At 49.6% G+C, this 24,200-nt stretch carries 15 protein-coding genes; 6 read left to right on the top strand and 9 right to left on the bottom strand.

Annotated elements, in window-relative coordinates; all coding sequences use genetic code 11:
• Nucleotides 1–18: 18 nt before the first annotated feature.
• Entirely contained in the window at nt 19–2,952 is a 2,934-nt protein-coding gene (locus AB5903_RS01350; protein WP_368117605.1) for a SusC/RagA family TonB-linked outer membrane protein, read from the bottom strand.
• Nucleotides 2,953–3,401: 449 nt separating this feature from the next.
• Between AB5903_RS01350 and AB5903_RS01345 the strand changes: the two genes are divergently transcribed.
• The gene (locus AB5903_RS01345) at nt 3,402–5,384 is read left to right on the top strand and encodes a hypothetical protein (protein WP_368117604.1); all 1,983 of its coding nucleotides are present in this window, start codon (nt 3,402–3,404) and stop codon (nt 5,382–5,384) included.
• 143 nt (nt 5,385–5,527) lie between these two features.
• Here AB5903_RS01345 and AB5903_RS01340 read toward each other — a convergent pair whose 3' ends face one another.
• On the bottom strand, nt 5,528–7,831 hold the full coding sequence (locus tag AB5903_RS01340; RefSeq protein ID WP_117907519.1) for a TonB-dependent receptor: 2,304 nt from the start codon (nt 7,829–7,831) through the stop codon (nt 5,528–5,530).
• A gap of 64 nt (nt 7,832–7,895) precedes the next feature.
• Entirely contained in the window at nt 7,896–8,216 is a 321-nt protein-coding gene (locus AB5903_RS01335) for a hypothetical protein (RefSeq protein WP_195657919.1), read from the bottom strand.
• Nucleotides 8,217–8,671: 455 nt separating this feature from the next.
• Here AB5903_RS01335 and AB5903_RS01330 point away from each other — a divergent pair, with 455 nt between their 5' ends.
• The 5 genes from AB5903_RS01330 to AB5903_RS01310 all read left to right on the top strand — a co-directional run bounded on the left by AB5903_RS01330 (nt 8,672) and on the right by AB5903_RS01310 (nt 15,030).
• The gene (locus AB5903_RS01330; protein WP_195657894.1) at nt 8,672–9,529 is read left to right on the top strand and encodes a helix-turn-helix transcriptional regulator; all 858 of its coding nucleotides are present in this window, start codon (nt 8,672–8,674) and stop codon (nt 9,527–9,529) included.
• Between the two features lie 4 nt (nt 9,530–9,533).
• The gene (locus tag AB5903_RS01325) at nt 9,534–10,151 is read left to right on the top strand and encodes a hypothetical protein (protein WP_016661592.1); all 618 of its coding nucleotides are present in this window, start codon (nt 9,534–9,536) and stop codon (nt 10,149–10,151) included.
• A 217-nt stretch (nt 10,152–10,368) separates the two neighbouring features.
• Nucleotides 10,369–12,615 (top strand): collagen-like protein, encoded by a 2,247-nt coding sequence (locus tag AB5903_RS01320; RefSeq protein ID WP_195657895.1) that lies wholly within the window; start codon nt 10,369–10,371, stop codon nt 12,613–12,615.
• Between the two features lie 19 nt (nt 12,616–12,634).
• Entirely contained in the window at nt 12,635–13,810 is a 1,176-nt protein-coding gene (locus AB5903_RS01315) for an OmpA family protein (protein WP_005658176.1), read from the top strand.
• Between the two features lie 56 nt (nt 13,811–13,866).
• Nucleotides 13,867–15,030, top strand: coding sequence for an OmpA family protein (locus AB5903_RS01310; RefSeq protein ID WP_005658175.1), 1,164 nt, complete (start codon nt 13,867–13,869; stop codon nt 15,028–15,030).
• A gap of 110 nt (nt 15,031–15,140) precedes the next feature.
• Here the strand turns inward: AB5903_RS01310 and AB5903_RS01305 are convergent, their stop codons facing one another.
• The 6 genes from AB5903_RS01305 to AB5903_RS01280 form a co-directional block, all read right to left on the bottom strand.
• Nucleotides 15,141–16,406, bottom strand: coding sequence for a sugar MFS transporter (locus tag AB5903_RS01305; RefSeq protein ID WP_005658173.1), 1,266 nt, complete (start codon nt 16,404–16,406; stop codon nt 15,141–15,143).
• A gap of 1 nt (nt 16,407) precedes the next feature.
• Complete coding sequence (locus AB5903_RS01300) at nt 16,408–17,361, bottom strand: ROK family protein (protein WP_368117623.1); 954 nt, start codon at nt 17,359–17,361, stop codon at nt 16,408–16,410.
• Between the two features lie 2 nt (nt 17,362–17,363).
• A complete protein-coding gene (locus tag AB5903_RS01295; protein ID WP_005658169.1) occupies nt 17,364–18,992 on the bottom strand; it encodes a hypothetical protein in 1,629 nt (542 codons plus the stop codon).
• Nucleotides 18,993–19,011: 19 nt separating this feature from the next.
• Nucleotides 19,012–20,622 carry a sulfatase gene (locus AB5903_RS01290; RefSeq protein ID WP_117985895.1) on the bottom strand — a complete coding sequence of 537 codons (1,611 nt, stop codon included), beginning with the start codon at nt 20,620–20,622 and terminating at the stop codon, nt 19,012–19,014.
• A 111-nt stretch (nt 20,623–20,733) separates the two neighbouring features.
• Complete coding sequence (gene hepC / locus AB5903_RS01285; RefSeq protein WP_060385906.1) at nt 20,734–22,734, bottom strand: heparin-sulfate lyase HepC; 2,001 nt, start codon at nt 22,732–22,734, stop codon at nt 20,734–20,736.
• A 27-nt stretch (nt 22,735–22,761) separates the two neighbouring features.
• A complete protein-coding gene (locus tag AB5903_RS01280) occupies nt 22,762–24,039 on the bottom strand; it encodes a DUF4995 domain-containing protein (RefSeq protein WP_195657898.1) in 1,278 nt (425 codons plus the stop codon).
• Nucleotides 24,040–24,200 lie beyond the last annotated feature (161 nt).

Below are 24,200 nucleotides of genomic sequence, written 5' to 3'. Positions count from 1 at the left end.
TTCTTTTGCTTGATAGGGTTAGAATGATACTTCGATGCCCAGCGTAAACTGGCGCGAAGCCGGATACTGTGCCCGGTAGATATTGCTCGACATTTCGGGGTCGAGTCCGGTGAATCCCGTAAAGGTCAGCAGGTTCTGGCCTTGCAGGTACACGCGTGCCGAGGTGAAGAAGTTGGTCTTTTTCAGCAGTGTCTGCGGCAGTGCGTATGCCAGTGTCAGGTTCTTGAGGCGCAGGAACGAGGAGTTCTCCAGGAAGCGGTCGTCCAGTTGCGCCGTCACGCCGTAGCGGGGGATGTCGGTGATGTCGCCCGGTTTCTTCCAGCGGTCGTACAGCAGCCGGCGCGACTGGTTGTAGGTGCTGTACAGTCCGTTGCTCTCTTCAAAGAAGCGGTCGTTGTTCATCACCCAGCGGTCAGCCATCCAACTGAACTGTGCCGACAGCGAAAGACCCTTCCAGGCGAAGGTAGTGCCGAAGCCGCCCGCCCACGGCGAATCGAACGTCTTGCCGGTCATCACCTTGTCGCTTTCGTTGAATTCGGTCGTCAGCTCGCCGTCTTTGGTGTACCACAGGGCGTCGCCGTTGGCAGGGTTCACGCCGGCATAGCGGTTCAGGAAGAACTCATGTACCGGATGCCCCACGACGAATTTCAGTCCGGTGGTGGAGTTTACGTACTCCTGCACGCCGTTGTACAGTTCCACCAGCTTGTTCTTGTTGTAGGACACGTTGGCGTTGAGGTTCCAGGTGAAATCTTTGGTGCGTATGATGTCGCTGTTGACCGACACTTCCACGCCCCGGTTCACCATCGCCCCGATATTGTCCCAGCGGTAGCCCTCGCCGGTAATGGCATAGCTTTCGGGTACGGACATCAGCATGTCGGTGGTTTTCTTGTGGTAGAAGTCGATGTCGAGGTTGACGCGGTTGAAGAAGCCCAGGCGCAGCCCGATGTTGTTGGACCAGGTCTGTTCCCAGCTCAGCTCTTCGTTGCCGCTCTGTTTGGGGTAGATACCGGCTTCGTCGTTATACTTCGGCCCGCCCGCAACGAGTGCCAGGTGGTCGTAGTAGGGTATCTCCGAGTTGCCCGAAGTACCGGTGCTGAGTGCGATTTGCGCGCTTGTCAGCCATTCGGTGTCTTTCAGGAACGATTCGTTTTTGATGTTCCACATAAATCCCAGCGACCAGAACATACCCCAGCGGTGGTCTTTGCCGAAGCGCGAGGAGGCGTCGGTGCGCAGTGCCATTTCGCCGTAGTAGAGGTCTTTGTAGTTGTACTCGCCGCGCAGGAAGAACGAGAGGTAGGAATATGCGCTGGTGGTGTCGTCCCAGGACGAGGCGCGCGTGCCGGAGCTGATGTTCGTGAGGAAGTCGCTGGACTGTCCTTTCGTCACTACCTGGAAGCCGCTCGACTGGTAGTCCATGGCTTCCTGCCCCAGCATGAAGTTGAAGGAGTGGTCGTCGTTCAGCGCCCAGCGGTAGTTGGCGGTGGCGGTTTCGCTCAGTTTCAGTACGTCCGAGGAGTTGCGTCCGGCAGTGCCCTGCTCGTTGTTGATGACGTAGCTCGGGAACGACTGCATGAAAGTGGTGGCGTGCGAGTAGTCGGCGCCGAACTGTATGCGTACGGTCAGGTTCTGTATCGGGGTGATGTCGGCAAATACGGTGGAGAGTACCTTGTACTTCTTATAGCTCACCGGGTTGTTCGCCATCCATTCGATGGGGTTCTGTCCCGTGCCCGTCCATGTGCCGTTGTTCTCCGAGGCTATCGAGCCGTCTGCGTTGTAGGGGCTCCAGTAGGGGAGCATGAAGCGCGAGCCGGCTATCGGCGTGTAAATCGCCATTTCCCCCTCTTCCGCCTGCTGCACCTCTTCGTAGGCGGACATGGTGCTTGTGCCTATTTTCAGCCAGTTGTTGGCTTTCACTTCGGCATTGGCGCGCATGTTGTAGCGCCGGAAGGAAGAGTTCTGGGCGATACCGTCCTGGTCGTAGAACCCGCCCGATACGTAGTAGTTGAGGCGGTCGGTGGCGCGGTTCACGGAGATTTCGTAGTTCTGCAACGGTGCGCGGTCGTTGAATATCTCTTTCAGCCAGTTGACGTTGGTGCGTGAGAGCAGGTCGTAGTCCTGCCCGGTGTCCAGGCCTATTTCTTTCTCAAACTGTATGCGTTCGGGGGTGTTCATCATGGTCCATTTGCCGTCGGATGCCAGTTGCGAGAAGCCGTATTGCGCGCGCAGCGTTACTTTCGCCTTGTCTATGGAGAGTCCGCGCTTGGTGGTGATTACCACTACGCCGTTGGCGGCGCGTGCCCCGTAGATAGAGGTGGATGAGGCGTCCTTGAGCACGGAAATGGATTCGATGTCGCCCGGGCTGATGGTGTTGAAGTCCGAACTTGCAATGGGCACGCCGTCGAGGATAAACAGCGGCGATGTGCCTGAGTTGATTGAGTTTGTGCCGCGTATCTGGAACACGGCGGCTTTGCTGGGTTCTCCCGAATTGGAGATGACCGACAATCCCGGTGTCTGTCCCTGCAACGCCTGGTCGAAGCCGGCTGCCGGCACATTTTCCATCTTTTCCGCTTTTACGGTGGATACGGAGCCGGCTATGGTTCCTTTCTTGCGCACGCCGTATGCCACTACTACCACTTCGTCCACCATTTCGGTGTTCGGTTGCATAATCACATTGTAGCGGGTTGCCGCTGTAAACAGCTTTTCTACCGTCTTCATGCCTACGTACGAAAACTGCAAGGTGGCGGGAGACTTGCTTACCGTGATACTGTAATTTCCGTCGATATCGGTAATTACACCGTTTGTTGTGCCTTTTTCAACTACAGATACTCCGATTACCGGCAGGTTGTCTTCCGCCGATAGGATTTGTCCTGTAATCCGGAATCCGCCCTGTGCCAATAGGTACGGGATTCCGAACAGAGTTAAAAGCACAAACAAGAGAATTGATTTTCTCATCTTTGTTCTTCTAATGATTTGATTAATACTTAATGTTTCTGTTTTTTAGTCTGGAGCGGAAAGAGACATTTTTAAAGTGTATATTGCCGTCCTTTTATTTTTTTTACAGTTTTGTTTGCTTACGTTTTTCTATAATATCAGTCCAATTAAAGGATAACATCGGGGTTGCTTGTTGTTTGTCTGCTTTTAAGGATGCTGTAATAATGTTAATTTTATATTTACAAAAAGCCCTTTGTTTAAAACTTTCTTTGGATATATTTGCAACAAATATAGAAAAAGTTCTGAAAAAAAATATATATTCTATCTTGTTTTTATAAATAATTTATAATTTTGCAAAAAGATAACAGTGTGGTAACTCTCTCTTTTTCCTCTTTGTTTTTCCCATATTATCTCCCTGTTTTCTACTTATAGTATTTATCTCTATTTATTAACTAATTAATTAATAATGTATGAAAAACATTTTTAAGACAATGCTTCCCATACTGGCAATGGCTGCTTGCGTATGGACAAGTTGCTCGGACGACAAAGACAAAAACGATCCGACACCGGAAAAGCCGGCTTTACCTACTATCACGGTGAGCGAACCTGCTCTTAGCGCCGACAATACCAAAGCCGTAGTAACCGTTACCCCTTCCGATGATACGGAAAAATGGTACTGGAAGTGCGAACCGAAAGGCGAGTCTGCTGCCGCATATACGGCTGTAACCGGCAAGGAAGAGACTAAACTGGAAATCCCCATCGATATAGATAAGGATTATGTTCTGACTGTCTATGCCGAGAATGAGAGCGGCAAGAGCCAGGAAGCTGTCAAGGAGTTCATATTCAAGTATGAGGACCTGATGGACGAATTGGTGGAATTTGAAATCAAGAACCTTTCCGCTTTCTCTATGGATGTAGAGGTGAAGAAAGGGGCTAAGTGCGCCAAGTATGTGATTGGGGCAATTATAAAGGGATATATGGGTAAAGACCTTGAAACCGGACTGGATAAGTATGAAGAAATCTACAAGGAAGCAGAATTTATTGAAAGTGCTGAACTTTCTTTGAATCCCAACAAGGATTATCCTATGCAGCCCTACAACTGGTCGGACGTAAGCGCTACGTTTAATGAACAGACATTGGTAAGAAGTGCTTTGCAGGATAAGGATATCAGTGAAAGCAAGGGTATTATTCTGACCGCATTGGAAACAGATGAAACCGAGGTGGTTGTTGCCATTTATGCGGTAGATGCAGAGGGTAAGGGAACGGTCTTTACAAAAGAAGTCACTGTGCCCGATGCAGAACTTAACGGACAAGTGGTGGCAAGCATAGAGATTCCTGCCGGTAAGATTGCTTTGAGAAGCTTTGAAGCTACCTTTACGGCAGATGCCAATTGTGCCAAAATGATTGTGGGACAGACGGATGCAGGTGCTATTGCTAAAAACAGCGGTAAAGATTTTACAGAGATGTCCGTAGCCGAAATCGAAGCCAGCATTCTTAAGTTGGGTGCAAGCGTTCCTGTTACATACACTCAACCGTTCTCAAAAGAGTTTGCCAGCAAGGATATGGTTCCTAATACCAAGTATTATGTATATGCCATACCTATCGACAAGCAAGGCAAGCTTGGTAAGATTGTTTATACCGGAGTTACAACGGGACGTCCTACTTTTGAGGGAGTAGGTAGTATTACAAGTGTCAGCTTCCCCGAACAGACTTCTCCGGAGAAACTGCTTGTAGATATCAGTGTCAATGAAAATACGACAGCGGTTCGCGTATTCTGGGAAACATCTGTTCCTGCTAACCTTGATTGGATAATGGTGGATGAAGCTTCCAGCAATGTACAGTGGACTGAATATAAAGTAGAAGATTTGGGCAAACTTAAGACTGAGGAAAACAACGGCGGATTGTATATTTTAAGTCCGGGTTCTATTTATTACTTGAGAGCTGTAACGGTTGATAAGGACGGTAAGCTGAGTGAGATTGTTGACTTGGTGGATAAGGCTGGTGAAGGTAAGAATGGTATTCAGACTAAAGCGGCAGAGGTGGAAGAACCGAAAGAAGCTGACTTCTCAGGTAATGGAGCATTGACATTGACGGTTGTGTCCGCTGAAGGAACTGCTGCGACACTAAAAGTTGAAAAAGGTGCTAATACCAAGAAAGTTTATATGCTGAAAGGAACTGATATGGTACCTGCTGGTATTGATGCTTATGTGAAGGAACAAAATTTTTTCAAAGATTTCACTCCGGATGCAACGCCTACTGGTTTAATAAGCTTATTCTTAGATGAAAATACATCAAATAAGGAAACTGATGAAAACTTTAATTGGGGTATAGATGAATATCATCCTACATATGGTAGTGATGCTCGTATTTTCATAACATTGGATAATGATGGTAAGTTTAATATAGCTGATTATTATATTCATGGTTACGGAACTATGAATAATCATAACTAAATTCATTCCCTAACCAATATCCTCAAACCAGTAAATAGTATTTTATAACTTCGGAGCGTAATGAGCAGGCGTAAACGCCGTTCATTACGCTCTTTTTCATTTCGACCGAACAGAAGTTCGGTTTCCATTCAAATGTAATGGAGTTAATAGCTGATCTTTATTCCGGCGAAATAGCTTCGCGGAGCAGCCGGACCGTAAATATATCCGGAGTCACGCTCCACTCCCTGGTCGAAATCGTTCTGATAAGCATTGAACACATTCTGCACACCTGCACTCAATTGCAGGTCCACTGACTTATAAAGTTTGAAATCATAGGCCACCTTGACTCCCATATCGAAGAAATCGCGTGTATTCACCGCCACATCCTTGTCAATATAACCGGCCATGTGCTGCACCAGCATCGAGCCGGTGTACGTGCCCGACAGGGATAATGAGAGAGGCTTGATCGGCGTATACGTTGCCGTAAAGTACCCATAGGTATTCGGTGTACGGAAAATCTTCTTCTCGGCCGGTGCCGTTTCGCTCCACTTTTCCGGTTCGTCATAACGGCTCTGTTGCAAGGTGACTCCTGCCTGTAACTGGAACAAAGAGAGATAAGCCATTTTTCCCTCCATCGATAGTCCCAATACTTTGGCACCCGAACCGTTACGCCGCTCTTTGATAAGAATGCCGTCCCGCTCTCCGATGTTCTCGAGTACAAATACATCCGACAGTCTGGTATAAAAACCTTCAACCAGGAAGTTCACCTGAAAAGCACCGAAACGGTGATACATATCGGCTGAGGCGCTGAAACTCTGAGATTTTTCCTCTTTCAGATTCTTGGCACGCTCAATCATCGACACCGTTCCGCCTACATTCTCAATATGCAGGTCTTCGTCGAAAGCCTGCGGGGCACGGAAGCCCGACGAATAACTCAAGCGGAGATTAATGTCCTCGGAAGGATTGAAACGGAGATTGGCACGAGGGCTAAAGATAACATGGTCGATTAGATTGTGCTTATCCAGACGTCCGCCCAAGAGAATGCTCCATTTTTCGTTTTTCCATTCATTCTGCAAAAAAGCACTACCGATATTTACCGTCTGCTTCGTATAACGGTTGTATCCCCACATATCGTCCTTCAGGTTATCCCGGTTATACTCCAATCCCGCAGTCAGGTCGGCAGGCATGAAAAGGCATTTACCGAAACTGTACACATATTGAGAACCGCCGATAAAGGTCAGGTCCGTTGTCTTTCCATAGGCGTTCTGGTCTTTTTTGCTGCCATAATAACTGTCGCGGTCCGTATGCTGTGCCGAAGTATAAACGGTCAGACGGTGTTTTTCATTCGGAGCAAAATAATCGAATTTCAAGCCGCCGCCGTTGATAGAGTGCTGAATCTGCTCGGCAATGTCAGCCTCGTGAGGCGGACGGTTCAGCAGGTTTCCGCCACGACGGAACTCCTGTAAGTGATGATACTCGAATGTCAACTTAGAATAAGTGCTTGTCTTGAGGAACGAACGGAAGCCGACTGTCTGGTTTTTAAGTTTCGGCATTTCGGAATAACCGTCTCCATCATGATCGTACGCATCCCGATGACGGTTCTGCCCGAACACATAGAGTCCCGCCCGATGATTATCGGTCACCAGCGATGCATTCAGCGAAGTATTATTATCGAAAGACGAGCTGCCGCCGATAGAAGTAAGGGTATGTGCCAACTGCCCCGAATTGCGCAGTGGCTCCTTGGTGATGATATTAATGGTTCCGGCAATGGCGGACGAACCGAACAGGGCAGAACCTCCGCCTCGCATCACCTCTACGCGCTCGATCATATTGGCAGGAATCTGCTCCAACCCGTAAACACCGGAAAGGGCACTGAAGATGGGACGCGAATCGATAAGAATCTGTGTATACGGACCGTCCAGTCCGTTGATGCGCACCTGCTGGAAACCGCAATTCTGGCAGTTCGTTTCGACCCGGACGCCGGGCTGGAAGTTAAGCCCCTGCGAAAGTGTAGGCGAGTTTGTATTCTCAAACATCTTCATATCTACCACATTGACCAATGTAGGTGCCAGGCGCCGTTTGGTCACGCTGCGATTGGCCGATACCACCACTCCGTCAAGCGCCACGGCATCTTCTTCCAACTCAAAATTTTCTTCAAGTGTCTTTCCTTTCCTGAGACTGACATTGCGACTGATGGTTTTATACCCCACCGAACTGGCTTCGAGCACAAAATTCCCTTCGGGAAGGTTTTTCAGGAAATAGTGTCCGGTGGCATCCGTCACCGTACCAATGGTAGTTCCTTTCAGGGCGATTGTTATATAAGAGAGGTGTTCACCCGTTTTTTTATCGAGTACATGACCGATAATATTGGCATCAGACGCTTTCAGTTCCAGCAGCTCCGGTTGGTCGGCCATAGCAGGCAACAGGGCACAGCACAGGCCAACGAGGAAAAATATATATTTCTTCATTTTCATTTTTGGATAGTAGAATTACTAAATAAATTTTTCTAAATAATGCAGTGAGAGAGAGGTTTTATCTTCCGGTAGGAGGTGCCCGCAAAGATACCACGCCCACGACGGACGAACAGTATCCTGCCCTATCCGGACGCCACGAAAGGGTATAGAGCAGATAAGCAATAAACTGAAAAGAGAGAAAAAAGATACCGGCTCCGGTAGTCGCCACGTGGCTCAGCAAATGAATCAATTGAAATTCGACTGTGGTATGACTATGGGGAGAGTCTTTCTTAAACGGGTGCGAATGGACAATGGTCACCCCATTCACTACATGCGAGTGAGTAAAGAGTGTGATACCTGCCATGTACGATATAAATAGTACAGGCAGAAACCATCTCATTATTTTCAGGCATCCTTGTTTCATCCGTTTAGTTTTGCGGCAAAGATACAAAGTATTCCATAATGGAACAATCCCTATTTATGGGGATAATAAATACAGCCATTATCTTTCCCTCCAAAGCGCATCTTCGAGTGTTTCCTCTATAAGTATCAGGCAGAAAGCATGCAAGAACCAATCCGTTCCACCGTGGAGAAAGTTTTGTTCTGCCACGGAGTAGTTTTTGTTCCACCATGGTGGAATGAAAACTACTCCACGGTGGAACGGGATAATCTTTTGCTTTGACTTTATTGGCAGCCATCTTGCTGCTAATGAGCGGAATCAATACACCTTTCAAATACTTATAAAACCCTGCGAAACCTTACGATAGTCTTAAATTTATAAATAAATGTCTTTTTTGTGAAAAACAATCTAAAAAAGCGATGCGTTATTATGGCGTATAAATTAAAAAGTTATCAATGAGATTATTTTATTTGTCAGAGCATCGTTCCTGCTTCAATTATCAACTGAGGTATGAAAGCGGATTTTCACGGTACGAATTAACTGCACACGAAGAAGGCCGGATTGATAATGACGGTTGCTTCTGTGTACTGTTCGTGCTCAAAGGAGAGGTGCAGGTAGAGCTGGGCAGGGAGCATACCATCTCCGTGCATGCCAACAGGATGCTGCTCATACCTCAGCGGGAAGAGAACCGCTTGACGGGCATCACCCCGGCAGAATGCCTCCTGCTGTTCTGGAACAAGGAAATAACGGTGTGCGACAAGATGTATTTCGATTCCATTTCTCATGAGAAACCTATTGCCACCAACGACCACACCCTGCCCATCCGTAAACCACTGCTTCATGCCTTGAGGCAGGTGCTGTTCTATCTGGAAACGGGACTGCTGTGCAGGCACATGCATATTCTTAAACAGCAGGAAATCATTCTGATACTGCGCGGCTTTTATGCCAAAAACGAACTGGCTGGCTTTTTTGCCGGCGCTTCCGGAATAGGAAGCAAGTTCGAGAACCTCATCCTGAACAATTACCGGAAGGTAAAGACCGTCAAGGAGTTTGCCAGTCTGTGCTGCGTTTCGGAACGCTCCTTCAACCGGAAGTTCCAGCACTATTTCAACCAAAGCCCCTATCAGTGGATGCAGGAACGGAAAGCCGAACTTATCCACGAGAAAATCTGTAACCCGGATATCGCTTTCCGGGAAATAGCCAGGGAGTTCGGTTTCAGCTCTTCCGCGCACCTCACCTGCTACTGCAAGAAACAGTTCGGCACAACCCCGACCCACCTGCGCGAGGAGAGCCACATCAAAAAACAATCGTAACACTATGAAATATTTAATGGAGAAGAAAAACCACTGCATGCACAGTTTTGAACGGCTTGTCAGGAAGATGTCCATGCAGATAAAAGACCCCAGGGAGCAGGATATTTTCTGCTCGCTGCTGACAAGGAAAGACGGCATGCAGGAACTTGCGGAGAAATACGGCCTTTCGGCAAAAGAACTGGCCTCTATGTATGAGAGGTCGGTAGAAGAGATTATGGACGATTGGGATGCCATGGCGCAGGAACGGCAGGAGCTTCAGGCGATTAGAGTGAGATACAGGAACTGCCGGTCGCTTCTATCCAAAAGGAACATCGACCGTACTCCGGTGAGGGTTGTCGTACCGTTCAAGGAGCGGGGCATCCCCGTTGAATACCTGAAAATGCTGTCGACGCCTCTGGCAGTGCTTGAGATAACTCCGAGAATCCTGCGCAGGCTCAGGGAGTATAACATCTATCTGCTGGAAGACCTTCTGCGCTTTGTCAAGAAGAACGGATTCAATGCGTTGGCAAAGCTGCACGGCATAGGCATGAAATCGTGCGAGGACTTGTATTCGGCATTGAAGCGGAAAGGCATCATGGAGAGTAAGGACAACTGCCATCTGTTTCAGTATATATGGGTGTGAAACAGATGTTTACCGCTTGTTTATTCTTTTTTCGGGCATTTTGTCCGAAAAGGGAAATTAATTGTCTTTTATCTGAAATGATGCGTTGTAAATGTGTATGTATTTTTGCAGACGAAATAAAAGGACTTCTGGCTGCCCGAAACTTACATCCGTTTGCCATTTGCATCTTATAAACAGTATATACAAACTATAAGCTAATTAAACAATTGAAATTCAGATGAGTAAATTTAAATTTGTACAATGGTACGGGATAGTTGTATGCCTGTTGATGGCCGCCTGTACCGATGTTGATATCACCATGCCCAAAGGACCTAAAGGTGATACCGGGCTTTCGGCCTATGAGTTTTGGAAAGAAAAAGTAGCGGACGGAACGGTAGACTGGCCGAAAGACCGGACGGAAGTTGCGGACTTTTTCAAGTATCTTAAAGGAAATGACGGGAAAGACGGAAAGAGTGCTTTTGACCAGTGGAAGGATATGATTGCCGACGGCAGTGTGGATAATCCGCACAACCCCGGCAGCAAATGGCCTGCCGGCAACAATACGGTGCAGGATTTCTGGTATTTCCTCACAGGCGCTACCGGCGAGAGCGGCCAGACACCGCATATCGGCGATAACGGCCATTGGTTTGTCGGAAATGAGGATACGGGCATTGCCGCGCAGGGAGAAGCAGGCAAGGACGGTGCGAACGGTAAGGATGCCGTGCCGCCTACCGTAACCATCGGTGCTAACGACCACTGGTTTGTCAATGGTGTGGACACCGGTAAGAAAGCCACGGGCACGGATGGAAAAGACGGCGTGTCGCCCACGATTACCATCGGTAATAACGGCAACTGGTTCGTAGACGGTACAGATACGGGTAAGAAAGCCGTCGGTGCCGACGGGAAATCTCCGGAAGTGGCCATTGGCGAGAACGGTAACTGGTATATCAACGGTACGGATACCGGAAAGCCATCTTTCGGGAAAGACGGTAAGGATGGTACAAACGGAACAAATGGTACAAACGGCGCAAATGGTGCGAACGGAAAGAGTGCCTATGAACTTTGGAAAGAATACATCGCATCCGGTGAAGTGGATAATCCTCATAAACCCGACCAGAAATGGCCGGCAGACCGGAACAAGCAGACGGACTTCTGGGATTTCCTGACGGGTAGGTCTTCGGTGATTGAAATACAAGTAGGAAAATATAATGTCATTCCTGATTATTGGAACTCCCAGTTACGGGAATATGTGATTCCTACGGACGGTTCGGTGCTCTTTACCGTGTATGACAAAACAGGAAAGAAAGTAGCCGCAGGCGTGCAGGTAAGCGGATTGCCCGGAGTAGGAGCAACGGAAACCTTCACAACCGATGACAACGGACAGTTCAAGGTGGCATGGGATAAGTTGCCGGACAACCAACCTTTATCACGCCGGACAGGCAGTGTAACCGTAACGGTTGGCGGAGTGCAGGAAACAAGTGCCAATAATACGCTGGTTCCGAATAGGGTAAATGTGAGGGCTACGGTGAGTACGGTATATTTGAGTTATAATTCGTCTGACATAAATGCAACCAGATATACATCTGTATCCTTTAAATATGAGCGCCAGATAGACGGAGAGTGGAGCGATTATCCAAGTAATCTTAAGTCTTATATGATGAGAGCTGCTAAAATTAAAGATATAAATCAACCTGTAAATGAGGGAAATTTGGATAAAAGCACGAGTTACACTTATAGTACTGGCGAGACATATCTCTCTATACGGCGTCCTTTGGTACTGACTCCTACGGAAAAAGCTAACGTGGCAAAGAATGATACGATTAATGGGTTGTTAAAATACGAGTGGGATGGGAACGAGTTTTATTCAGGCCTTTACTTCGGTGACGGTGCCGGTTCTTATAATGATTACGGACAGACCGTATATTTGCAGGATAAGATTCATATTCCGGAAGTATATCCGGCTCCGGGTTTCAAGGAGGGGACTGTCTTTATGGAAATCAAACAGGGAGTAACCACCTTATGGGGTGAAATCGATACAGACCAGTTGCCTGATTTCTATAAAACATCTGCTTATTCGACAAAGCAATATCAGTTTACGAAAGACCCGAATACCGATATCTGGAAATCTCCGGAAGGCAAGTTGCCTGCTTCAGATTTGGCAGAAGACCGTGCTGTATACATCCAAATGCGTACATTCATTAACGGAACGGGAGGCACTGTACACACCGGTACTGTACCACTTTCGGAAGGTGGCAAACGCTTTATACTGACAAGCGCTTATCCGGGTAATTGGATAGGTGTGGATATCCGACGCAGGCAAAAGGGAACCAATCAGATAACATATAACATGAGTTACGAATATCGCAGTAGATTTATTTACTATCTGCTGAAAGAAGGTGAGCAGTATTTCCTGGTTGACTTTGCGGACAGAACCAAGCGTATGCCTTTGGAGATAAAAGAGTGCCCGGCAGACTGGATGGATTGATTTACGTAGATAAATATATATGAATATGAAGAAAAAAACAATACTATATCTTGTCTCCCTCTTCTTCCTGTCAGTTCCTCTGACGGGAAGAGGCCAGGACAGGAAAGCATGGGAAATAGGTGCAGGCGGTTCGTTGATAAACTGGAGCCGCGTGTCTGTCACCGGTTTCCAGAGTACTCCGGATAATTATATGTACAACCTGAAGGCCAACCACCTGATGGGAGGAGCAAACCTGTATGTGGCACGGGAACTGAACCGGTGGTTTTATCTGGATTTGCAAGGTACGGTAGGCGTAGCGAAAAACAAGAACCGGATTGCGGGCAATGACCGGAAACACGACCTGCTGTATATGGGCGGTTTGGGCATGCAGTTCCGCTTTACTCCCTTGTTTGAGTCTCAATGGGTGGAACCCTACCTCAGAGTGGGGGTGAATTACCTGCATAAGAATTTCGCGTCTGCCTATGGCGGCAATTTTGTGGACGACCCCACGGGAGAGGCGCACTGGGAATCGTCCGATGTGTGGAATCCCGACGGGCGCTCATCGGATAAGAATTCTTTTGTTCCGCTTTCGTTCGGTGCAGGTGTAAATGCGTGGCTAAGCAATTCCTTCGGGCTTGGCCTGCAAGGTGAATATCTCCTGCCGGTGCAGAAGAATCTTCCTCACTTTGTGCAGGTGTCTGCCCGCGTCATCTGGCGCATTGGCGGAAAGAGCAAAAAGCAGGCTCCGGTAGTGAAGTATGTGGAGATAGAGAAACCTGTTGAAGTGGAAAAGATTGTTGAGCGGATTGTAGAGAAGCAGGCGGATACAGCCGGTTCTGTCGAAGCAATGGCGTGCGACCTGCTGGATAATATCTACTTCGAGTTTGACAAGGATGTGCTGACGGCTGCTTCGGAAAAAACGCTCGACAGGCTGGCCGGGCTTCTGAAAAGCTATCCCGACGCCCGCTTCCTGATTACCGGCTACACCGATGCAAGGGGAAGCAGCGCTTATAATACGGACCTTTCCAACCGCCGTGCCAAAAGAGTGTATGAGGCATTGCTCGAACGTGGCGTTCCGGCAGCTATGCTGAAATGGCACGGTATAGGCAAACGGGCAAGCATCATCCCGGTTGCGGCAGGCAACAGTGTACGCGAGGGCGACAGAAAAGTGCTGCTGGAAAGAATTACCAATATGAAGTACTGGGAAGCTCTGTAAACAGGCTTTCAACATCTATTTATAAATTTATGTACTAACTTAAAACAGAAAATTGTATGAAAAAGATTTTAGCGAGTTTATTATTGTTGAGTGTTGCGGTTGGCTACGCTGACGGACAAACGGCGCTGACCGGAAACAAGTTTGCCGACAACTGGGCGATAGGTGTCAATGCGGGTGGAACGACTCCGCTGACGCATCACTCGTTCTTTAAGAACATGCGTCCGGTAGTGGGCGTTCATGTGGATAAGTATCTGACACCTGCCTTCGGCCTGAGCCTGGAGGCTATGGGCAGCTTTAACACTACGGGCAGCAAAACGGCTTTTGACGCGTCAAACGTCAGTCTGCTGGGGCTGGTCAACTTAGGTAATCTGTTTGCGGGGTATAACGGTGCTCCCCGTCTGTTTGAGGTTGAGGCTGTGGCAGGTATCGGCTGGTTGCATTATTATGTAAACTCCGGTATGGGCGAAGACCGTAACAGTATGTCCAGCAAACTGGGACTGAATTTCAACTTCAACCTGGGAGAAAGCAAGGCATGGACATTGGCTGTGAAACCGGCTTTGGTGTATGATATGAACGCTATGGGTACGGAAGCCGTGCGTTTCCATGCCAACCGTGCAGCCTGGGAAATCAGCGCCGGGCTGACTTATCATTTCGGATGCAGCAACGGCCGCCATTACTTTACCGAAGTAAGGCCTTACGACCAGGCGGAAGTCAACCAACTGAACGCCCAAATCAACCGTCTCCGTGCCGAGGCCGACAATACCGCCAAAGTATTGCAGGATGCCAACCGGAAAGTTTCCGATTTGGAAAGTGAACTGGCAGCTTGCCGGAACCGGAAACCGGAAGTGGTGAAGGATACTATCGACAATAGCAAGAAGCTGTTGGAGTCGGTGATTACGTTCCGCCAGGGCAGAATCGGCATCGATAATTCACAGTTGCCCAATGTGGAGCGCATCGCCACTTATCTGAGAAATCATAAGGAAGCGGGAGTCGTTATCAAAGGGTATGCCTCTCCCGAAGGCAGTGCGGAGGTGAACGAACGCATCGCCCGCCAACGTGCCGAGGCCGTGCGCAATATGCTGGTCAATAGATATAGAATCGCCAAAGACCGGATTGTGGCCGAAGGTCAGGGAGTGGGTTATATGTTTGAAGAACCGGACTGGAACCGGGTGAGCATCTGTACCATAAATACCCGGCCGGATGCTGCGGAAGGAAAGTAATGAACCAGTTATGTAGATTTTAGATATAAAAAGGGTTGTGTAAAGTAAAGAGACCGCATGCGGCAGCAAGCCGTTGCGGTCTCTTTTTTATTGTGTGCCGTTCTTGTCTTTTACTTCTTGAAAAGCTCTTTCAGGCTTACCGTCTTGTTGTTAATCAGCGGGTGCGCCCAGAAACCGATGAATGTGATGTAGCCTACAAATACGAGGATAATCAGCATTCCGGTACGCAGCGAAGTGGCATCGGCAAGCATGCTGATAATCATCGGGCCGCCTGCTCCGCCCACGATTGCCGAACACAGGATGCCGGCAAACGAACCGTGGTGTTGCGATGCCGAGTTCAGCGCCAGCGAGAACACGATGGAGTACATCATGGAAATGCTGAAACCGATGGCAGGGAAGGCAATGATGGATGCTTCCTTACTTCCGAAGAGTGCGGTGAGCAGTAGGATGATGGTGAGTCCGCCCGATAGCTGGAGCAGCCGTTTGCTGTCAATGAGCTTCAACAGCACCATGCCTACGAGGCAGCCGGCAGTCATCAGTCCCCAGAAGTAACTTACGGCCTTTGCGCCTTCCACCTGCGGGTTCACTCCGTGATACTGCTCGAGGAACGTACTCATAAAGATGGAAGTTCCCTGTTCCGTACTTACATAACAGAAGATGCCGAGGAAGAACAGCCATACGTATTTCTGCCTGAACAGCGCCAGGTAGGAGTCTTTCGAACCGCCTTTCTCATCTTCTTTTAACTCGATTTTCGGGAAACGGGAAAGCCCTACGGCAACCAGCATCACCAGCAACAGCAACGTGAATACCCAGTAAAGCGATACCCAGGGCAGGTCGGGCGGGGTGATACCTGCCAGCAGGTCGATGAAAAAGTTCCTGCCTTCCGTGTATATGTCCGGATTGAGTTCGTGAATGAGGTACGTATATACCAGTGGGCTCAGGAACGAAGCGATGCCGAATACGAATTGGGCCACTTCCGCCACGAAAGCATAGTTTTCTTCGCCGCCTACAACGCGTTGCAACGGGTTTAGCACAGTTTGCAGCATAGCCATGCCCAAGCCGATGATGAACGATGAGGCAAGCAGCATGGGGTAGGTGTGTATGCAGGCAAACAGCGTAGTGCCGATGAACGGCATCAGGAAGCCCAGAAACAGTACCGGTTTCTCGCCGAAACGGTCGATCATCAGTCCGGCAGGAACCGACATGATGGCATAGGCGATGAAGAAAGAAGTCGGGATAAAGCCCGCCATCGCCAGGTCGCTCAGGTTAAAGTTATGGATAATGTCCGGAATGAGCGGTCCCAGGATATTGGTGATAAACGATATGGTGAACCAGAACGCCATAATCAGCGCCAGCATTCCTAAATTCTTTTTCATACTATTTCGTGTTTAGTGAGAAGACCAGTGACGCGGCGCCGATGCTTCCTGCCTTGTTACCTAAAGATGCAGCCATGATTTGAGTGTTCACGGCACAGTCGGCTATGGCATAGCGGTGTGCCTTCTCGCTGACTTTCCGGATATAGAAGTCGCCGGCTTCGGACAGTCCGCCGCCTATTACGATGCGTTGCGGGCTGAAGATGTTGATGAATCCGGCGATGCCGTGCCCCAGAAAATCGCAATGCTCGTCCAGGCATTCCGTTGCCAGCTTGTCTCCTTCTTTGTAGAGGCGTACGATAAGCTCTCCGTTGATTTCCTCGCCCGGAAACGAGATGCCTGCTTCTGCGGCACGCTTGCTGAAACGGCGCACCAGTGCGGAAGTGGAGGCGTAATGTTCCAGACAGCCCACAGAGCCGCATGCGCAGGGTTCGCCGTTGGCGATGAGGGGCACATGGCCCAGTTCGGTGCCGCGGTTGGCAAAGCCGTTGAACAGCTTGCCACCGATGACCACTGCGCCGCCGATGCCGGTTCCCACGGTCAGGAACACTACATTCTGTGCGCCTTGTCCGGCTCCGTACATCGTTTCTCCCAGTCCCATCAGGTTGGCGTCGTTGCCCATCTGCACGGGCAGCCCCGTTTCCGCTTCGATGCGGTCGGCAAGATTCAGATTCTCCCAGCCTTTGATATTCTCGGCTCCGCCCAGCACAATGCGGTTGGTTTCGTCCACAATGCCGGGAGTGCCTATACCTATTCCTTCCACCGCTATTCCGAGTTGCAGGGCCGAAGCCATTGCCTCTTTGCAGGCGGTTACCAATTGGCCGATTACCGCTTCCGCAGATACATCGGCTTTCGACGGCAGTTTCCCTTGAAAGTGAAATACGCCTTCATTGTCGATAAGGGCGTATTTCACGGAAGTACCGCCAAGGTCAATTCCTATAGCGTATTTTTTCATGATTGTCAAACTCTTTCAGCCCATATAGGAGAACTCCATGCCCATTGTCCGTCGCGCTGGCGCACGCGTACATAATAATAATCGGTGTCGCGCTGCGGCTCTTTGTCTTCCATATAGTGCTCTACGGTGAAGCAGCTTTCGGGCATGGCGCGGTTAAAGAGAATGGCTTCGCTCAACCAGCCTATCATGAAGTGCGAACGTGAACCTTCGAGCAGTTCGCCCAGTGTGTGTTCGAACTTCTTGCCGTTGAAGTCTGCGGTGAGCACGCCGTCTTTCGGCATCTCCAGGTCGAGGATTACCGCCTGCATGGCTGCGGTGGTGGTATTCGGGTTCTTGCTGCTGTACAGGTCCAGTTCCGTTTCCTTCTCGCCTACGGAGAGGATGCGGTTGACATGTGTCTTGAATTCGGTTTCGCCCTCCTGAGGAGAGGTGAAGGCAGCGCCGCGGAAGCAGGGGGTAACGCTTACGATACGGCCCTTGTTGACAGACAGCTTGCCTTGCCAGTGCACATAGCGCTCTTCGCGGTTCCAGCCGAAATCCACTTTTACTTTGCAGCGGACGGTATCGCCTTCCGGTGCAACCGGAGTCAGCGGGCCGTTCATGCGTGCCAGTATCTGGCCGTTCTTGACAACGTCTACATAGTCGATGCAGCTTTCGCCGGTTACGTTCAGGTAGATGCGGCGGCTGTTGCCACGGACTACATCGCCCATGAAAGCGTCGTTGAGGCGGAAGTCGATGATGATTTTATCACCGGTGGCGGCACATACGTGGCGGGTGCGGAGAGCTTCCCAAATGGCGTCGCGGGTCAGTGACGGAGCCAGGACACCGATGCGGCCGTCGCCGTAGCTGCCCGGATAGCCGGAGTGCTGGTCGGTGGAAGCCATAATGCCGAATTTATGTCCTTGTTCCAGACCATACTGGATGGTTCCTTCCCATTGGCGGGGACCCATATCGTGCAGGTACGGATAGTCGCCCTGGTCGCTTTCCGCCAGGCCGTGACGGGAATACATCTCGACGAACGGAGTGATGTCTCCTTCGGTGAAGCATTTCCAGTTGTAACCGCGGTAACCGCCCTGATAGCCCATGTGGTGCGGAGTAACGAATACTTTATGTCCTTTGGCTTTCTCTTTCCAGTCTTCGATAGAGGTACATTCCACGAGCGGTGCATCCAGGTCGTAGTTCAACGCCACGTGGTCGCCGTGCTCCATGCTGTGGGCCTCGTATCCGATGAAGGTAAGGAATTCGCCTTCCTTGTTGTATTCGTTGCTCATCTTTACGTACTTCTCATAGCCGCCTTCGCGCAGACGCTTGAAAGCTCCGGTATGGTAGTCGATTACCCATTTCAGACGAGGGTCGTTTGCACCCGGAATGTCCGGCCACATGGCATGGGGCGTTACGCTGACAAAGTCCAGCTGGCCTTTGGCCGCCTCGAAAGCATCGCGCATATCGCCGTGTCCGTAAGTGAGGTTGCAGTGGTTGTGCAAGTCGCCCCAGAATACTTTCAGGTTGCTTGCCGACGGCATAATCTTCTTTGCCTCTTTACTTCCTGCCACGCAAGAGCCGAGCAGGCTTCCCGAAGCTGCCAGTCCGAGAAAAGACCAGCCTGTGTTTTTTAGAAAACTTCTTCTATCCATGATAATAAATTTAATGGTTTTATCTGTTTTTCATTAATCTTCTGTCGCCCTTGAAAAGCTCGTTTACTTTTTCGTCGGGGTCGTTGTCTTTATACTGCTTTTGAGTCTCTTGCAGCAGTTGCATCAGCTCTTTCTGCTTTTCGGCGTATTCAGGCTTGCCGAACACGTTGTTCATTTCGCGCGGGTCGGCTTTCAGGTCGTACATTTCCCATTCGTCGATGTCGTTGTAGAAATGAATCAGTTTGAAGTCCTGTGTACGGATGCCGTAATGACGTTTTACCGAATGCTCGGCAGGGTATTCATAATAGTGGTAATAGGCAGCCTTGCGCCAGTCGGCGGGTATCTTGCCTTCGTTCTCCAACACCGGTTTCAAGGAAGTACCCTGAATGTCCGACGGGATTTCCACACCGGCAAAGTCGAGGAAAGTGGGAGCGAAGTCCACATTCATGCAGATTGCATTGCTTGTGCTTCCCGCCTTGATAGCTTTGGGGTAGCGGATGATAAGCGGCATGCGCTGGCATTCCTCGTACATGAAGCGCTTGTCGAACCAGCCGTGTTCGCCGAGGAAGAAGCCCTGGTCGGAAGTGTAGACGATGATTGTATTGTCCAGCTCTCCGGTCTTTTCAAGATAGTTCAGAAGGCGGCCGATATTTTCGTCCACAGACAGTACGGTAGCCAGGTAGTCGCGCATGTATTGCTGGTATTTCCAACTGATTAACGCCTTACCTTTCAGGTCGCCTTTGCGGTATTCGGCAATGCGCTGCGCATATACGGAGTCCCATTTGTCCTGTACGGCGGCAGGCATGCGCTTGTACACGCTGTAAAGGCGGTTGGTGGTATCCTTCAGCATCTCTTCGCGGGTCAGCAGTTTCAGGTCCCAGTCGTTGGTCAGGGTATGTTCGATGGACATGTCCTGCTCGCGGGCTGCTCTGCCGCGTCCCTCGTAGTCGTCGAACAGGCTGGCGGGTTCCGGGAATGTGGTATTGTTGAAGATGCCCAAGTGGCGCGGAGCCGGCATCCAGTTGCGGTGAGGCGCTTTCTGATGATACATCATGCAGAACGGTTTGCTCTTGTCCCTGCCTTCGAGGAATTTGATGGCCTTGTCTGTGATAATGTCCGTGGCATAGCCTTTCTCTACGATATGTTTGCCGTCTTCCCAGAAATCGGGGTCGTAATAATCGCCCTGTTCGTGCTGGCCGCTCAGGATGCTCCAGTGGTCGAAGCCCTGCGGTTCGCTGATAAGGTGCCATTTGCCGATCATGGCCGTCTGGTAGCCGGCTTGCTGGAGCAGTTTCGGGAATGTCTGCTGGTCGCCGTTGAAGGTGCTTGCATTATCCGTAAAGCCGTTTTCGTGGCTGAACTTACCGGTAAGGACGCAGGCGCGTGACGGGCCGGAAAGGGCATTGACCGCGTAGCAGTTGTCCATACGGATACCTTCGTTGGCTATACGATCCATGTTGGGAGTTTGCAGGAGATTACCGCCATAGCAGGACATGGCTTGTGTGGTATGGTCGTCCGTCATCATGAAAATTATGTTCGGACGCTTGGGTTCTTCTTTTTGCTGGCCGGCACAGGAAGCGAGGCTTAATGTGGCTAACGGAAGAAGTACATTGGAAAGATTGTTTTTCATAACCGGGATGTATCGCTTTTCATTATGAAGAAAGGGACTGCTCAAAAACTAAAATCGCTATCGCTTTGCTTTTCATTTTTGGGCACTCCCTTTCGTCATGTTGCTTTTATATTATAATTTGTAATTTAAAGACTGTTTCTTGCCGTTTACTTTCACCTCTACTTCCAGTCCGTTTTCATTGAATGCCTTGTTTTTGAACTTGGCAGACAATTTGGGGGCGTCTGCGCTGTTCTTTATCGGACAGATAACGGTGATGTAACGTACTGCATCTTCGCTGTCTTTCTTCACATTGAAGGATACGTTCATGCGTTTGTAGCGTTTGCGGTAAGCGGTGGAGCACCAGCCCGGCTCTTTTTTCATCGTCATGCCTTCGGGGCCGAAGCATTGCAGCTTCATGTTGCTTCCTTCTTCAAACTGAGTGACGAAAGTCATGTCCTCGCGGCTGTTGGCAATTTCGCCTTTCGGCATCTGGTAGTGCAGGTTAATGGAACCTTTCTGGCTTCCCACCATTTCGTCTACAATTACGAAGTAGCTGTTGTCTACGAAGAATACGGAACGGCGGTGTTTCAGGTTCTTGTAGCTCGGATTCTCGGTAACCAATATCTGTACGTTGCCTTCCGGCTGCCACAGCTTGGTTACGGATTCGGTCTGGTCCAGATTCTTGTTGTTCAGCGTTACGGTGTTGTGTACGCAGGTCTGACGGTGCCAGTTGCGTTGTTCCATCACTTCGCCCTCGCCGGCATATACGTACGAACCAGAATCGGGGAACAGGTTTTTGCCGTTGAACCAGAGTTCGAAAGTACCGTTATCCGGCTGGCAGTGCCAGAATGCTTTCGGGCCGGCCTTTACAACCATTTGCATGGCATCCGTTCCCCAAGAGTTACGGAATACGAAGAAACCGGATTTCAGGAAACCTTTGGAGAGATATTCGGGCAGTGCGCCTTCTTTACCATCGGTTGCCAGATATTTGATGAACTGGTTCTTCGGGAACATCTTGCTCCAGTTGCGGTAGTTCTTCAGCATTTCTTTCTTATTGGTCAGCTTGGCATCGCTGAAACACGGGTTGGTGTAGTCGGGGAAAGAAACGTTGGCATAGAATACAATCATTTTCTCGATTGTATCCAGGTACTCCTGCGGGAACTCGTTGCGGAAACCGTTCAGGTCGGCAATGTTCAGTGCCTTGCAGAAAATGTTGATGGCAGCGAGGTGGTAGTGCGGGTCGAGCTCGAACTGTCCGCCGTCGTTATACACCTGTACGTTGATTTCACGGTTCATGATGTCGATACCGCTCTTTCTCCAGGCAGCAGCCTCTTTGAATTCGGGGAAGAAAGCGCCGGCGTAGATCATACGCTGTGCCTCGAACAGCAGGTGATTGCCCTGTGCAGAGTAATTGCCCAATATATGGATGGCATGTTTGTGGTAGTTTACCAGAAACTCGGTCAGGAACTCCGGGGTGAAAGAGGGAGACGGGAGGAACAGTTGGAACTGTGAGGTCTGGTCTTGCAGACGGTTGCTCACTTCCAGCGGACGCCATGCGAAACGTGCGTTTTCCACATCACCTTTCAGTTGGTTGTCACCGGTCATTTCATACTCTTTCTTGTCGACCTTCACCAACGGGTTTTTCTTGATCCAGTCGATGTACTGTTTGGTCCACTCTACGGCGTATTTCTCGTCGCCGCTTACACGATAGGCCTTGCCCATGGGAGTAAACCATTTGTGGCGGTGCAACTGCCAGCGCAGTTCGTTGTCCTTTACCGGCCAGTATCTCCAGTCGATGTCTTCACCGTAATTGAATGACGGCTGGTAGCCTTTGTGGGCAAAGAATGTATGTTGCAGAGCCTCGTCGGCCATTTTCTGTTCGTCCTTGCCGATGGTAACCTTTTTCAGGTTTATGTCGGGAGTCTTCACGTTGGTACGTGCACGGTAGTAGTCGAGCAACGCTTTGGCTGCATCGGCATCTTTGCCTTCCTGGTGCAGGGCCTTTACTTTCTCCAGTCCGGGATAATCCAGGTTGAGGAGCGAGAACACTTCGGTTTTCAATTCCTGGGCATTTGCTTTGCCAACGAAGCAGGCAAGTGCCAGCAGGACGATATATTTAAAAGTCTTATTCATAATGTTTGTTGGTTTACAGTCTGGTTATTAGAGGTTTTTGTAGCTGATACCTTTCAAGTCCATGAAGCGTTTCAGAGCTTCCAGGTAATAGTAATCCGCATAGTTCAACGGAGTGTCGATTTCCGAACCGTTAGGCAGCGAACCGGTAGAGTGCATCAGGATGAATCCCTGGTTTTCGCCGACCTTTGCCAGATAGGCGTCGCCCGACAGGCTCTTCAGGATTTTTTCTGCATAATCCAGGTATTTCTTTCCGTCGGGAACCATTGTGCTCAGCTCTATCAGGGCGGAAGCGGTTACGGAAGCGGCGGATGCGTCGCGCGGAGTCTCTTCGGTTACGGGAGCGTCGTAGTCCCAGTAAGGAATGGCATCGTCGGTCTTGACACGGTTCATAATCATGTCGGCCACTTTTACGGCGAAATTCAGGAAAGTAGTGTCTTGCGTCTCACGATAGCAGGCGGTATAGCCGTATACGGCCCATGCTTGTCCGCGTGCCCATGAAGAGTCGTCGTTCTTGCCCTGGAATGTCTGTTTCTTCTCTACCGTGCCGTCGTTGTTGTAGCTTACTACGTGCCAGCAGGTATAGTCGGGGCGGAAGTGGTTGTTCATGGTAGTCATTGCGTGTTTTACGGCGATGTCTTTATAAGAGTTGTTGCCGGTTGCCTTGGCTACATTGAACAGCAAATCCAGGTTCATCATATTGTCGATGATAACGGGGAAGTTCCATGTTCCGAAGTCCCATGAACGGATAGCCGAGATGGAATCGTTGAAGCGTCCGCACAGGTTGTCGGCAGTTTCTTTCATTACGGCTGCAATGGTGTCGTTAGGAGCCAGACGCTCTGCGTTGCCGTAACTGCAATTTACCATGAAGCCCAGGTCGTGCGTACCGGTGTAGTAACGGACGGGGTTCAACAGGTTGGTATATTGGATGGCCCATGTTTTCAGTGTATCGTTGCCCGTCAGTTCGTAGGCATACCACAAAGAGCCCGGATAGAAACCGCTGGTCCAGTCATAAACGCTGCACAAACGGCGTTTTCCCAACTGGTCGGCTGTAGGCTGCGCACGGAGCGAGTCCTTGAAAGTAAGCGAGTCTCTTTCCAACTGGTGGCACAGGAAGTTCATGTCATAGCCTGTACGGATAGAACGCGGCAGCATATTAGTGGACGAAATTTCTTCTGCGGTTAATTGCAGTTGCGCAGAGGCTGCGTCCAAGCCTTTTTTAATCCAACTGTAGTCTTCTTTGGGTTGTGTTTGGCATGACACGAAAGTCAATGCACCCAAAGCCAAGAGAACAAGGTTCTTTTTCATGTTATTCGTTTTTAAAATAATTGATTTTAGTAGATTTTGTAACGAAAGCAAAGCTAACGGATTTTTTATGGTTCTTGTAGCAAGAATGTTGAAAAGGCAATTAATCCGCGTTCTTTGAATGTCACTTTTGTTGAAAAGAGTTTAGAAAATCTCCAATATGC

This window comes from Bacteroides sp. 2201st1_D9_2201SCRN_220225, assembly GCF_040928965.1.
Classification (GTDB): domain Bacteria; phylum Bacteroidota; class Bacteroidia; order Bacteroidales; family Bacteroidaceae; genus Bacteroides; species Bacteroides stercoris.
The sequence above is the reverse complement of the archived record's forward strand: the minus strand, read 5'-3'. Positions and strand labels throughout refer to the sequence as shown.